This is a genomic window from Paenibacillus wuxiensis (assembly GCF_040195695.1).
GTDB lineage: Bacteria > Bacillota > Bacilli > Paenibacillales > Paenibacillaceae > Paenibacillus_B > Paenibacillus_B suaedae.
In genome coordinates this window covers 335,869-349,117 of sequence record NZ_JBEFZI010000008.1, presented here as the reverse complement: position 1 = coordinate 349,117, position 13,249 = coordinate 335,869, and the positions used below count along the sequence as shown (strand labels likewise).

The window sequence follows — 13,249 nt, the reverse complement described above, 5'->3', positions numbered from 1 at the left end:
GGATTATAACCCCTCAACCATGGCAAACTTATAATAAATCTTGATGCTTTTATCTTCTTTGACTTCAATCTTTTCAACGAAGCGTAAAGGAGTCTCTGTAGTCAAAGTATCGAAAGCCACTGCTTTTTTAAATTGTTCTTTGATGGAGAAAAGTTTACTCGCTGAGTAGCTTTCCTCCATCTTTTTTTGAAGTTGGCTTTTTTCGACTTCTAAATGCAGCAACTTGTCTTCAATATCTGTAACCAAACAGTCATAGTCGTCCTTGGTAATAGCATCACTGACAAACTTCTGTAAAGCATTTTTCTTTATATCCATTTGCTTTTGTATTTGTTTATCAATGGCTTGTAGCTGTTTTGTTATTTTTTTTGGTTAGCGTTTATTCTTTGTTTGACCTTGGCATCCAGATCAGGTAGGTTCAGTTTGTCGTACATCGCTTTTAAGTCGCTTAGAATGACTTCTGTGAGGTTTTGTTCCTTAACTGCATGATTGGTACAAGCGATGTTCCCATGCCTTGCATAGGTGCCACAAATGTATCCTTTTCGGGCGGCAGATACAATATTTTCAATCTCCTTCTCCAATTGACTAATAATTAAGGTCTTAAAGTCAGTTGTGCCTGTAAACACTCTTTCAATATTCATTATTACCTCCCCTTTCAATCAAAGCAATCGTTCTTGGTAGGGGATTAGTTGCGATAACCTTTTATTAGGGAGTCGGTGTTGAAAGATGTAGAAAGTTGATGTAGAGTTGAAGTAGTCTAAACGTCATAGGTGAAAGGGAGGGAGCAGTATTGCAAAAGCAAACTAATTTACAAAAAATTTGTTAGTTAAACCCCACAGCCCTTGATTTACAAGCACATTCACAGGATTTCAACTCCAATTTACTACTATTATCCCTTTTTTCAAGCCTGTTTCCCACAGGTTCGCGGAAGCGTGCACTTTTTTGCACGGCTAATGTTGTGCTTTCTTTTTGCATTTTTGCTATTGACTTCGCATAGTTGGTCTTATACTGTACGATGCACTATTCAAATTGTTAGCTTTATAATCCGAGTCTGGCACCTACTTCTGCATACTCTATATCTTTTCTTTCTGCATTCCAATTACCCCCTGTTTGTCCGTCCCATATCGCTCCTGTTTCAACGAAACCGACAGACGCAAACAACTTCCGGACGGCTTCGTTTACCATCCAATATGATGTAGCAACTGCATCGGCTTTTCCTTGTGGAAACGACTTTATGTAATCAATAACTTTCATCATTGCTTGTTTGCCAAATCCTTTGCCTTGATGCTTTTTATCAATCATAAAGCGATTAAGTCCATAAGTAGATTTATCTCCATATTTTTCACATAAAAATGCACTTTCCGCCAGTTCGAAAAATCCAATATCGACATATCCTATGACTTCATCATTGTTGCATATAGCGAAGATCATAGGAGGTTTTTCGTCGTTGAGTATCTTTACATAGGCTTTAGCCAAACAATATATGCTGGAATCCACATTTCCTTTCTGCTCGTCTGTTATGCTTAACTTCAACACTGCCTCAAAATTATCGTGGGTAATTTTTCTTAATTCAATCATTTTCTTCCCTACTTCCGAAAATATAAATTCGCTGCATCTGCCCGTAACGCCGTTCCCCGTCCTCCGTGCCTTAACGACACCAGTATAGTATAAAAACCCGGATATTTCCACATTATGATGATATAATCATACTGCTTGGTACAGGACTTCGTATTTCCGAGTTGTGCGGATTGACAGATGCAGATATAGATTTAGAAAACAGAATTATTGATGTAAACCATCAGTTGTTATACTGCACAGGAACTGGATACTACATTGATGAACCAAAAACAAAGAGTGGTTTCCGACGAATTAAGATGACAGAGGAAGTCTATCAAGCCTTTAGACGTATAATGGATAGGCGCAGATTTACAAAGACTGTCACCATAGATGGCTACAGCAACTTCATATTCGTTACTCGAAACGGCAATCCGAAAATCGGTATAAATTACAATAGTGTGTTCCAAGGACTTGTAAAGAAGTACAACAAGGATAATGATAATGAAGTAGCATTGCCAAAGGTAGTGACACCACATACCCTAAGACATACATTCTGCACCGATAAAGCCAATGAAGGCATGAATCCAAAAGCATTGCAATACATCATGGGACACTCCAACATTACAATGACCCTCAACTATTACGCACACGCAACATTCGATTCTGCAAGTGCAGAAATGGAACGATTGGAAAAAAGAAAGCAACAAGAACAGCAGCTCGCTGCTTGATATAAAATGTATCTTGCTTGGTAGTAAAAAACGAATTTACTACTCTTTTACTACCTTTCAAGACAAAAATATAAAAATTTCTAAGAGCATTTAAGAACATTTAAGAACATCTCCCAAAACACAAAATGCCAAAGTGTAGCCGATCTACATTGGCTATTTTGGTATGGAGTATATGGATTCTGCGACAAAAGTTCTAATGATGAAATTACATTGTTTTCTGACAAGGACAAAAATAACTTTCTAGGATATTTCGATTTATTGACTCAGCCCTGTCTCATAAATTTATTGAATAACGAACTTGATAAAACAGAAGACAAAGAATTTTATGACGAGATTGAGGAGTTCATAAAAGGTAATAAGGACATCGATTATAGTTATATATATCCGAGGGATGAAGAAGATACCTTATGTCAAGTTGACCACTTTGCACCGATGAATGATAAAGGCCACAAGCCTACCTATATTTATGTATGGTCAAAGCTTTCAGAAGATTGGGATATGATGAGTATTGATAGAATAGTAAAAATACTAGCAAACGATTTCTTACACATGGATATTAAAAAAGTGCAACTGATAGATATACCGACGCATGAAGAAACGAAAGTGTCATATGAAAAGGATTATGAACCTTACATCTGAAAACAACAGGTGGGGGGAAGGTGAAGTTATAAAGTATTGGGAGGATTTAGATGGCATTAGAACATGAGTTTCATCTCATTCCTATTACAATAGATATAGAACAATTTTGGATGAATAGAGAAAACAATCCTAAAGTTATAGATAGTGTAGTGATACATGATGACATTGTTCTGTACGTTAGTGATACATTAAAATGGATTCCGAGTAGAAATCCAGCTTTACATGGGACACCAGCTAGTGCAGGGATTAACTATCACGGCGTGACTCTTTTTGATGAGGTTTCTGCTAGGAACTTAAAAAGTGTATTTTCCTCTTGGAGAGACTTATTTCTGAACTCACCGACAGTACTAGAGCTTACAGGAGAATTTGTTATGGTTGAGGGTGGAGTACAATCGGGTCATTATGAAAAGTTAGTTTATAATCGACTTGAAATCATTAAGCAATTCGAAAAGATAATTTCATTTTCTGATAGATTGTCCGAAGGTAATTTTTATTTATACCATTGTGGAATATAGAGCTTTACTTTCTGTTGCCTTTCCCGCCCGTGGGGTGGTTATTTATTTCTTGCCCTGTGCTTCGCTTGGTCAAGGCTTCGCTTCGCTCAGAGGGTTCACTCCGCTCCGTTGTGCTCGCGGGGCTACATTGACTGGTGAAAGCCGAGCCAGTTTTTAACGTGTTCTCCTGTAGCCACGGTCAAAGCCGATTATGTTTTCTGAATATGTATAACCGCCGACTTCTCGGCGGCTTAAACTAATGGTATTTAACTTTTTAAAGTCCTCAACCCTCTCATAATTAAAAAATTGTAGTAAATCATGTTCGTTAATCCGATACCCGTATTTAGATGAGTGGCTTTGCTGGTGAGGAATGGCACAGATAGCTGAGAATGCAGTAGTGGAGTGGTTTTGGAGAGTATTACAGATGAGAAAATCCCTGAGTTGATTGAAGCGGTAAGTCGATTAGTCGTTGCTGTGCTCATCAAGGGAAAAACTCTCTTTACAACCACTACCAGTACGTTATAATTCAATTATCAGACAGCATGATCGACTTATCAAAAGATAGATATTGGAGGTATGGTCATGGTCAATCGCAAAAGAAAAATGATTTCCGCAGCCCTCAGCACAGCTCTAGTCGTGACTATGTTGCTTACAGCCAGCAGCACAGTCGATGCCCAAGGTACTCAGCCGGCGAAGACAGCAGGGGAAAAAAAGGTTGAAGTTATTAAATAGTGATTGTTAATGACATACTATCTACGAAGACAGCATGGAGTCTTACAATTGTGATGCGATCCAGTAAAGGCTGTTCATTTGAATGACAAATAACAAAAAGAGAAACGGCTGGATGTCCTTGTTAAAAAGGGTTTCAGCCGTTTCTGTTACTGTCGACTCCACATGTGGAGTCGGTTGCTTTGCTACGAAGACAGTAAAGCTGGAAATCCTTAATTTCAAGTACTAGTGTGGGAACGAAAATAGAATAATGATTTAAAAAGGTGCTATCAAAAATAGTACCTTTTTTATTTTTGACGTTTACGGAAATGAAGAGAACCGTAAATGATCTCCCCATTATCGTTGGGCTATACGCTTTACTCACCTATAGAGGGGCAAATGTTTCGGAAAACGGTCTTGAAAGTTAATTGTCGGATATTGTTCGTTTCCTATTAGTGAAGTAAGGAGGTTTTCCGAAATAAAACTAGAAAAACATCGAAGAGGCTTTTTAGAAGCTAAGGAGGTAATGTGATGAAAAAAGACTTGTTGGAACAGCTTAACCTCTGGCATGAAGAGGACGAATTCGAAAAAATAGTAGACAAGATTGCGGAAATTCCCGAACAGGACAGAGATTATGATATAGTTAGCCATTTGGCGAGAGTATTAAATAATCTGGAACGTTACGATGAAGCATTACACCAACTTTCGACGATAAAAACGCAAGGCGAGAACGACCCTCTTTGGCATTTTCGTGTAGGTTATGCCTATTACTACCTATCGCAATATGAGGAGGCAGTAACAGCATTCGAAATGGCGAATAAACTTGATCCCGAGGATGAAGATACTTTGCTGTTATTGAAGTGGAGCCGTCACGAGATTGGCCTAACAGACCATCAAGAGGTGCAGCCAAACGCAATTGATGCGGAGAAGAATGATATTAAGGCGAATGAGAGGCTTGAACAGCAAAAGGACTTTGGTTTTGCCCAGGTGTACGCTGTGGAGTTAAAATACAAGCAGCCGCCGAAGCTGGATCGAAACATGCTTTGCGAGAAGATGGAACTTTACACGGGGAAGGTTGATCGCGGAGAACATCATCCGGATGCCGCGGGACTTGCTGTGTGGGAAGCGAACGGTCAGGAAGATCAGAATTTGCTGCATTTTTTCCATTTGAATTATATGGTTGAATATACTGAAGGCGAAATGCCGGCACAAACCAGCCTAATGGATACAGAAAACCGCCCGGTTACGGACTACGAGTCGGCCATTCAGCAGTCCTGGCATTGGCGGGAAGCCGCTCAAGTCGTGAGTGATTGCGAGCACTCGCTGTTGTTGATCGACATGATGGCATCGGGACTAGATCCCAAATCGCGGCTGCAGCTGTTCACCGGCTCGCTGCGGGCGGTGCTGGAAACGGCGCCTTGCGACGCCATCTATTTCCGGGAAAGCGATAAGCTCGTCGAACCTAGCGCTTATCTGGCGGCGATTGAAGAAGGAGAACTGCTATATGGTGCGCTGAACATTCGTTTTTATAATGTTGAAGGCACAGGCAGCGGGCGCCCTGAAGGTCTGATGGATTCATTGGGACTTGCCGCGCTTGGCATTCCGGATGTTCAGTGTCACTATTACGATCTGGAGCCTGATGAAGTAGCCGGAAATTTGCTTAATATCGCCTATTATTTATTCGACCGCGGGGACGTTATTGCCGACGGGGAAACAATTGGTTTCACCGAAGAGATGCGCTGGCGCTGCGAGCACCAATACGGGCTGGCCGCACCGCACCGGGTTGTTATCGATATAGATCCGGGAGAGCCTTATTATGCCGGCAGTCAAGGCGCAGAGCAGTCGTAGACAGCAGTTACCTATCCGCGATGAATAAATAGAAAAGTTAAAAGAGAATTCATACACCATTGCTCAATTATTAGAAAATCCATGCGATAATACACAGAACCATTCATAGGGAACTAATTTTACTCCACTTATTAATGATGCATGGAATGATGAGGGTAAGTTTGTTTAGAGGGCTTGCTCATTCAGCTTTAGATGACATAAATATGTTTTGCAAATAATCACGCTTCAGAGATCACATCTGAGGCGTTTTTTTATTTAACCGTTATATTTCCGGAAGTTGTTTGGAGACTCACATGAAATGAGCCATCCCCCGTCTGTCCCTGTGTCTTTCTGTTATTTTGTTGAGAATGATTCAAAGGAATACCCATAGCTCGTCTGCCACTACCAGATTGCAAAAGCCAGTTTATGTTGGAGTCCTTGTCTTCCAGATTTAAAAGGATGCTGCCGCTTTTGACAGAAATATTGATGTCACTATTTATTTTTAAATAGTCAAGCGATACATTTCCACTACTTCCTTGGATATCGAGTTTCTGTGTGCTCAGATTGATTATCTTTACATTACCGGAAGAACCGTCTAACGTTACTTTTCTCTCATAATTGTTTGGAATACGAACGGATAGCTGAGGCATTTTTCCGATATTTACGATGTTTCTAATATCACTCTTAAGCCGAATTTTGATGTTGTCTTTTTCCTTATCTATAACAATTTCAGGTCCATTACTAATTGCTTCAAGTGACTCTATATCTGCTGATTCTACTATTAATGTTGTGCTGCCGTGGTCAATATGGATGTTTTCTATCCCCTTTAATGACACAGCGTGTGCAGCATTTTCTTGGTAAGAACTACAGGCACTAAGAATAAGCATCCCCACCAAAAGTAAACCAATGCAGTATTTTTTCATTTACTCACCTCATCACTATTCTTCATGATTGTGAACTGATTATATAAGATTACGTTGCGTCAACATCAAGTTAACTTGTGCAATCAAAGAATTTTCTAATGAAAACACTTGAAAGTGACGTTGCGTCATTTTGTATAATCAAGCCAATGGGTAAGCTCTTCATCACTTATGTTGTTAAGTCGGCTAAGGGGAAGAGGAGATTTATTATAAAAGGGGAGAGTAGATATGAAACAAGGAGACATCATTATTTATGCATGTGTAATTATAGGAGCAGGAATTGGACTTATGATTGATCAAGCATTTCCAGGCGTATTAGTCGGTCTAGGATTAGGATATTTAATCAAACATGGTTTATATAAAGATCAAGAAAATTGATCTTATCTGAATTGTCGGAGGTGTCTGTAATTGATACATATTAAAGAAGTTGCAAAAAAAACGAATATCACGGTCAGAACACTTCGGTACTATGATCAGATTGGATTATTGACGGCACCGTCCAAAACAGAAGGGGGACATCGTCTGTATTCAGAAGAGGAACTGAAGAAGCTTCAATACATCCAATTTCTGAAGGGAATTGGTTACAAGTTGCAAGAGATTAAAAGTATGTTATACGACTCTAAATGGAATTGGACGAACAGTTTGAAAAACCAGTTAGCCTATATCCTTGAAGAGCAAGAAAGATTAAGGAGTATAGAGTCGTCACTGCGGGAATTGATAACCGGGATTGCGGTTGAAGACGGGGATGAACGACTTGCGATACAGAAACTTATTCAGTTATCGAATCAGCATAAAAAAAGATTGCCGACCATCAAGGAGAACATGTTTAACGATAGGGAAATAGAGCTTTGGACAAAACTCCCAAAAATGAGTGGAGAAGACCCTGATTCTATGGAGTGGATTGCTTTACTAGGTCAGATAAAACGATATACGAAAGGTGATCCTGCTTCATCACGAGTGCAAAACATAATACGGCGTATGATAGAAAAACAACTGGAAGAATTCAAAGGAGAAGACGAGTTTGTGAATAAACTATGGGATCTGAGGAAATCCCCAGAGCAATCTGAGAGTCTCGGACTGTATCCTATAGACAAGGAAGTTCTTGATTTTATGGAGCGAGCCTATGATATTCACATGTCTTCCATACAGAACTCTTCCATAGAGCAAGGAGGAGAATCGTGACTCTTGAACTCCTTTCTATGATAGGGGGATTAGCCTTATTAGACACGCTTAGCCCTGCAACATTGGGAGTAACCGTATATTTGCTGTTGACTGAAAAAGAGCGATTAGGTTCACGCTTAATGATTTATTTATTGACGGTCGCAGTCATTTATTTTTCAGTAGGCGTTGCTTTCATGTTAGGTCTGGATGTGTTTCTGGCTAGTTTCTCTTCCATTTTTCAAAATCGGATTGTAAGTTGGGCTATGCTGATTATTGGGGGAATTCTGTTTATAGCCAGCTTCTACTATCCAAAGAGTAAAAAGTCGGAATTGCCAAGGCCGAAGTCAAAAAGCAAGACATCCATGATTGCACTCGGTTTCACGACATCATTGATTGAGGTAGGTGCAGCATTTCCGTATTTTGCTGCGATTGGTCTTATGAATACCTCAAATTTAACTGTTTTTCAGTGGCTCCCAATTATGGTAGGTTATAATTTTATAATGGTTCTCCCGCCATTAATCTTATTTACATTGCATTTATTATTAGGGCGAGTGATGAAAAGGCCATTAGAAAGGCTTCAAATCAAGCTTTCGAAGCATTCGGGATCGGCTGTTTCGTGGGTGATGTGTATCGTGGGGGCGATTATGATTTTTTATAGTTTGGATTATCTGTAGGGAGTTTTATAAACCTATGAGGGGCGATGGCCCCTCTTTTTCATGATTACCTGATTCCATACATAAGCATGCAGTTTCCATGACCCATCTTTCTCCTGATGGTAAATAAGCCAGTTGGTTCACTTTACTCTGCAATGATAAGCTTCGTTCGTATCGACGTAAACTGCGGCGGGTAACTGGGATCGATATTCGCATCGGTAATAATGGCGTCCACGTTATCTAGTGGTGTAATGGCAATCTTAACGTCTTTTCCGAATTTGGTGCTGTCTGCCACGATATACACCTCTTTAGACAGTTCGATCATCTTCTTGCGTGTAATTGCTTCCTCCATATTGTAATCTGAGATCCCTCGTTCCATCGTAATGCCGCTGCAGCAGATAAACGCTTTTCGAATATTCAATTCGTGAAAATTGAAAATATAATCGTACGCGACTACGGAATGTTCCTCTTTGCGGATTTTTCCTCCGATAATAATCAGTTCAACATCGGTATTCATGAGCTCATTGATCACGGGAATGGAGTTGGTGACCACCGTGAGATTGTTCTTGCCTTTGATAAACTTGGCTATGTGATAGGTGGTGGAGCCACTGTCAATATAGATGCAATCCCCATCGTCGATCATCTCGCTGCATATTTTACCGATGTTTTCTTTTGCCTCAAATAAGGTAACCATTCGCTCATCCATGGAGGATTCTCCATACTTCGACTCCACGATTTTAATACCGCCATATATCTTTTCGATCTTCCCTTGCTTGGTCAATAGATTCAGATCTCGTCGTAGTGTATCCACGGAGACCGCTAATTCGGTTGCCAGCTCAGGCAGTTTAAGAACCTTTTTGATGGTAAGCAATTCTATAATCTTCTGTTGTCTTTCAAGTGGCAGCATAAGTTCACCTATTATCGATTGATATTGTTACCTATAGTGTAACGACTGCACCGTTCACATTCAATTAAATTTGACTATATATTTCAACTGAACATGAAATATGGCGCACAATATATGCAAAATATATGAAGTATATATGCATGATTTACTCAACATTTACATAAAAGTGCATTTGATTTGATCATTGATTTATATAATGGGGGTGTGACTAAGGGAGGTGAGCCGTTTGCTTAAGCTGCAACATATCAGCAAACAATTTGACGGCAAAATGGTGCTCCAAGATATCAGCTTAGAGATAGGTTCTGGCGAGATTGTATCGCTTCTCGGCCCTAGCGGGAGCGGGAAAACGACACTGCTTAATATTATTCTTGGCCTAACGAAGCTGGATCATGGCAGCATTATGTATAACGGCTTGGACATGACTCATGTATCCATGAAAAAGCGCGGCTTTAATATCGTATTTCAGGATTATGCTTTATTTCCGAATCTGAATGCTTACGAGAATATCATCTATGGGTTGCGCAATAAGAAAGGAAGCGTGAGTGAGCGGGAGGTTCAAGACTATATTGATTTTTTGGAACTGAAGCCGCATCTGAGCAAGCGAATCAGTGAATTATCAGGCGGACAGAAGCAGAGAGTGGCTTTAGCTAGAACTTTGGTTACGAAGCCGAAGATTCTGCTGCTAGACGAACCGCTCAGCGCATTGGATGGAGTCATTAAAGAATCGATCAAGCAACGGATCCAATCGATTGCCAGGGAGTTCAAGCTCACGACGATCATTGTTACCCATGACCCGGAGGAAGCATTAACCCTCTCCGATAAAATTTTGATTATCAATCAAGGCACAATCTCGCAATATGGTACGCCGAGAGAGATTATCGGGCAGCCGAGCAATGAGTTTGTAAAACAGTTTATTATCAAGCAGTTGCAGATTAAGCGGCAGAATATATTCAATCTGTTTGGTGAGCGATATGCATAAAGTAAAGCCAGAAATGCGGGTTCTGCTCATCGCCATATTCCTTTTGTTAACCGTTATTTTGTTCTTGCCGCTGCTTGTCCTATTTATTCGATCCTTCGAGACAGAGCAAGGCTTTTCGTTTGCCAATTACAGCTCGATTTGGATGAATGATGAGATGATGATAGCTGCCTTGAACAGCATGAAGGTATCGACGGTGACCGCAATTATTACAACGATATTGGCATTCATCCCAGCGTATACGATTCACTGTACACGTGCTCATCGGATCTTCAAAGGCATGCTGAAGATGACAATCGTTCTTCCCATGCTGCTTCCGACAATTACGTATGGATTTGCCATGATGTATTCACTTGGCAATCAGGGATTGCTGACCAAGCTTGCAGGACGAAATTTGTTCGATATCTATGGCTTTAATGGATTGCTGATCGGTTATGTCATTTATACACTTCCACCAGCCTTTTTAATGATTCATAACGCATTTAAATACATCGATAAAAAGTTTATTATCGTGTCTCACCTGATGGGCGACAGACCATTAAGAAGTTTTGCGAATACGATTGTTCGGCCGTTGGCAGGGGCATTGGGTGGAGCATTTGTGCTTTCCTTTATCCTAAGCTTCACGGACTTTGGGATACCGGCATCGGTGGGAGGAACCTATTCGGTGGTAGCCAGCCAGTTGTATCAAGTCATGCTGGGCTCCATTCCTGATCTGAATCAGGGGGCTGTCATCGCGGTGCTCATGCTTGTGCCGGCGATATTCGCAATATGGCTGTTGCGGTCTCTAGAGAAGCTTAACTTTCACTATGATCAACTTGGAGAAATCGAGCTGCCGACACATCGGGTGCGCGATATTAGCTTCGTGACCGTGTCTTCTGTCATCGTCTTTATGATGCTGTCGATATTCGCCATTATGTTTATTGCACCGTGGTTGAGCCGATATCCTTATGATCTTACTTTTACATGTAAACATGTCCTAAGCGTACTTCAATCGAGTGATTTAACGAAGGTATATCGGAACTCGATTTGGATTGCTGTGTTAACTTCTGTATTTGGTACGTTGATTGCTTATTGTGCTGCGCTTCTCAATGTACGGACTTCATTAAGGGCAAGATCACTCACCGATATGGCTTCCATGATCACGAATACGGTGCCTGGCATGGTGCTTGGTATCTCTTACTTGCTCTTGTTTAATGGAAGCAGCTTGAAAGGGACCGTGACGATCATCGTGCTGTGTAATATTGTGCATTTCTTTACAACACCGTATTTGATGGCGAAGAACTCGCTCTCCAAGATGAATCCTTCCTGGGAAACGACGGGAGAACTGCTCGGAGATAGCTGGTTCAAGACGGTCTATCGGGTAGTCCTGCCTAATTCGGCTGCGACGGTGATCGAGATGCTGGGATATTATTTTCTCAATGCGATGGTTACGATCAGCGGCATCATATTTCTCGTCTCCACCCAAACCGCTGTCGTTGCTAGTAAAATCAAGGAGCTTCAGCATTTTGCCAAATTCAATGAAATTTTCGTATTGTCGATGCTGATATTCTTCACCAATATGCTTGTGAAACTGCTATGTGATTATGGACAAAAGAGATTTTCGATTCATCGTTAAACAGGCTTAATGCTTATCTATGATAGGCCTAAATAATAGTAAAAGCGAGGGATTACGATGGTTGGAATGTCAAAAAGGTTCAGGATGGTGCTCTTGTCATTACTGGCAATAAGCATGTTGGTGGTATTGGCAGGCTGTGGTGCTGGTGGTGCAAAGGAATCGAAGCAAGTGATTATCTATACCAACGCAGATGAAGAAGCAGTAACAGCGATGGAGTCTTCACTGAAATCCGCAGGCTATGAAGGGCAGTATCAATTCCAATCGATGGGGACGTCAGAACTAGGCGGCAAGCTGATGGCTGAAGGGGATAAGATTGAGGCTGATCTTGTAACTATGAGCTCGTATTTCCTAGACAGTTCACAGAGCCAATATAAGATGTATAAAGACTTAGCCTTTGAGACAGGAGCTATGGATTCGTATCCGTCCTACTACACGCCGATCTTGGCAAATACAGGCTCTATCTTTGTGAATACAGAAGTATTGAAGCAAAAAGGGCTGCAGGCTCCCCAATCGATCAAAGATTTGACGAAGCCTGAATATAAGGATTTGGTGTCGATTCCAAATGTATTAGATTCCTCTACAGCTTGGCTGCTTATACAGGCTATCATCAGTGCTTATGGACCAGAGGAAGGGAAGATTGTACTCCATGATCTCATTGCCAATGCAGGCCAGCATATAGAAAAATCCGGTTCCGGACCGATTAAGAAAGTGGAAGCGGGAGAAGTAGCTGCTGGATTTGGACTTCGTCATCAGGCGGTGCGTGCACACGAAAAAGGAGCTCCGATTGATTATATTGATCCCATCGAAGGAAATTATTCGTTGACAGAGTCCATTGCAGTAATCAATAAGAACAACGAAGTGACGGATCTTGCAATGAAAATGGCTGAGGCAATTATTAAGGATGCGAGAAAAGATTTGATTACGAACTATCCTGTTGCCTTGTATAAAGGGGAATCCACAGATGTGGTCAATAAGCCAGCGAAACCGATGAAGTTCGATCAGCCATTAACCGTGGAGTTATTGAAGGAACATCAGCAGTTTTTTAAAGATGCTAAATAATTCATAAC

General features: G+C 40.9%; 15 protein-coding genes and 1 pseudogene. 11 read left to right on the top strand and 5 right to left on the bottom strand.

Annotation, left to right across the window (positions count from 1 at the left end):
• Window positions 1–3 precede the first annotated feature (3 nt).
• The 3 genes from ABN764_RS20410 to ABN764_RS20400 form a co-directional block, all read right to left on the bottom strand.
• On the bottom strand, window positions 4–315 hold the full coding sequence (locus tag ABN764_RS20410; protein WP_446672926.1) for a hypothetical protein: 312 nt from the start codon (window positions 313–315) through the stop codon (window positions 4–6).
• Between the two features lie 41 nt (window positions 316–356).
• Window positions 357–638 carry a hypothetical protein gene (locus ABN764_RS20405; protein WP_446672925.1) on the bottom strand — a complete coding sequence of 94 codons (282 nt, stop codon included), beginning with the start codon at window positions 636–638 and terminating at the stop codon, window positions 357–359.
• Window positions 639–1,035: 397 nt separating this feature from the next.
• On the bottom strand, window positions 1,036–1,575 hold the full coding sequence (locus ABN764_RS20400) for a GNAT family N-acetyltransferase (RefSeq protein WP_021254967.1): 540 nt from the start codon (window positions 1,573–1,575) through the stop codon (window positions 1,036–1,038).
• A 110-nt stretch (window positions 1,576–1,685) separates the two neighbouring features.
• On the opposite strand from ABN764_RS20400, the pseudogene ABN764_RS20395 reads away from it, so the two are divergent.
• The 5 genes and pseudogenes from ABN764_RS20395 to ABN764_RS20375 form a co-directional block, all read left to right on the top strand.
• A pseudogene (locus ABN764_RS20395) lies at window positions 1,686–2,282 on the top strand (site-specific integrase); the annotation flags it as partial.
• Window positions 2,283–2,492: 210 nt separating this feature from the next.
• Window positions 2,493–2,921, top strand: coding sequence for a hypothetical protein (locus ABN764_RS20390; RefSeq protein WP_036618848.1), 429 nt, complete (start codon window positions 2,493–2,495; stop codon window positions 2,919–2,921).
• Between the two features lie 50 nt (window positions 2,922–2,971).
• Entirely contained in the window at window positions 2,972–3,436 is a 465-nt protein-coding gene (locus ABN764_RS20385) for a hypothetical protein (protein WP_446672924.1), read from the top strand.
• A 561-nt stretch (window positions 3,437–3,997) separates the two neighbouring features.
• A complete protein-coding gene (locus tag ABN764_RS20380) occupies window positions 3,998–4,147 on the top strand; it encodes a hypothetical protein (protein ID WP_446672923.1) in 150 nt (49 codons plus the stop codon).
• A gap of 522 nt (window positions 4,148–4,669) precedes the next feature.
• Window positions 4,670–5,971, top strand: a complete 1,302-nt coding sequence (locus tag ABN764_RS20375) for a DUF4261 domain-containing protein (protein ID WP_446672922.1) — start codon at window positions 4,670–4,672, stop codon at window positions 5,969–5,971.
• A 251-nt stretch (window positions 5,972–6,222) separates the two neighbouring features.
• Here the strand turns inward: ABN764_RS20375 and ABN764_RS20370 are convergent, their stop codons facing one another.
• Window positions 6,223–6,873 (bottom strand): DUF4097 family beta strand repeat-containing protein, encoded by a 651-nt coding sequence (locus ABN764_RS20370; protein ID WP_446672921.1) that lies wholly within the window; start codon window positions 6,871–6,873, stop codon window positions 6,223–6,225.
• 225 nt (window positions 6,874–7,098) lie between these two features.
• Between ABN764_RS20370 and ABN764_RS20365 the strand changes: the two genes are divergently transcribed.
• Genes ABN764_RS20365 through ABN764_RS20355 form a run of 3 tightly spaced genes read left to right on the top strand, consistent with a single transcriptional unit; the run spans window position 7,099 to window position 8,705 of the window.
• Complete coding sequence (locus ABN764_RS20365; RefSeq protein WP_021254963.1) at window positions 7,099–7,248, top strand: hypothetical protein; 150 nt, start codon at window positions 7,099–7,101, stop codon at window positions 7,246–7,248.
• A gap of 30 nt (window positions 7,249–7,278) precedes the next feature.
• On the top strand, window positions 7,279–8,052 hold the full coding sequence (locus tag ABN764_RS20360; RefSeq protein ID WP_446672920.1) for a MerR family transcriptional regulator: 774 nt from the start codon (window positions 7,279–7,281) through the stop codon (window positions 8,050–8,052).
• Window positions 8,053–8,069: 17 nt separating this feature from the next.
• Entirely contained in the window at window positions 8,070–8,705 is a 636-nt protein-coding gene (locus ABN764_RS20355; RefSeq protein WP_446672962.1) for a GAP family protein, read from the top strand.
• 124 nt (window positions 8,706–8,829) lie between these two features.
• Here ABN764_RS20355 and ABN764_RS20350 read toward each other — a convergent pair whose 3' ends face one another.
• Window positions 8,830–9,591, bottom strand: a complete 762-nt coding sequence (locus ABN764_RS20350; protein ID WP_446672919.1) for a DeoR/GlpR family DNA-binding transcription regulator — start codon at window positions 9,589–9,591, stop codon at window positions 8,830–8,832.
• A 226-nt stretch (window positions 9,592–9,817) separates the two neighbouring features.
• Between ABN764_RS20350 and ABN764_RS20345 the strand changes: the two genes are divergently transcribed.
• The 3 genes from ABN764_RS20345 to ABN764_RS20335 all read left to right on the top strand — a co-directional run bounded on the left by ABN764_RS20345 (window position 9,818) and on the right by ABN764_RS20335 (window position 13,241).
• Window positions 9,818–10,570: an ABC transporter ATP-binding protein gene (locus tag ABN764_RS20345; RefSeq protein WP_005543084.1), complete on the top strand. Its 753-nt coding sequence runs from the start codon at window positions 9,818–9,820 to the stop codon at window positions 10,568–10,570.
• The gene (locus ABN764_RS20340) at window positions 10,563–12,182 is read left to right on the top strand and encodes an ABC transporter permease subunit (RefSeq protein ID WP_446672918.1); all 1,620 of its coding nucleotides are present in this window, start codon (window positions 10,563–10,565) and stop codon (window positions 12,180–12,182) included. The genes ABN764_RS20345 and ABN764_RS20340 overlap by 8 nt, the downstream gene beginning before the upstream one ends.
• Window positions 12,183–12,248: 66 nt before the next feature.
• Window positions 12,249–13,241 (top strand): extracellular solute-binding protein, encoded by a 993-nt coding sequence (locus ABN764_RS20335; RefSeq protein WP_446672961.1) that lies wholly within the window; start codon window positions 12,249–12,251, stop codon window positions 13,239–13,241.
• Window positions 13,242–13,249 lie beyond the last annotated feature (8 nt).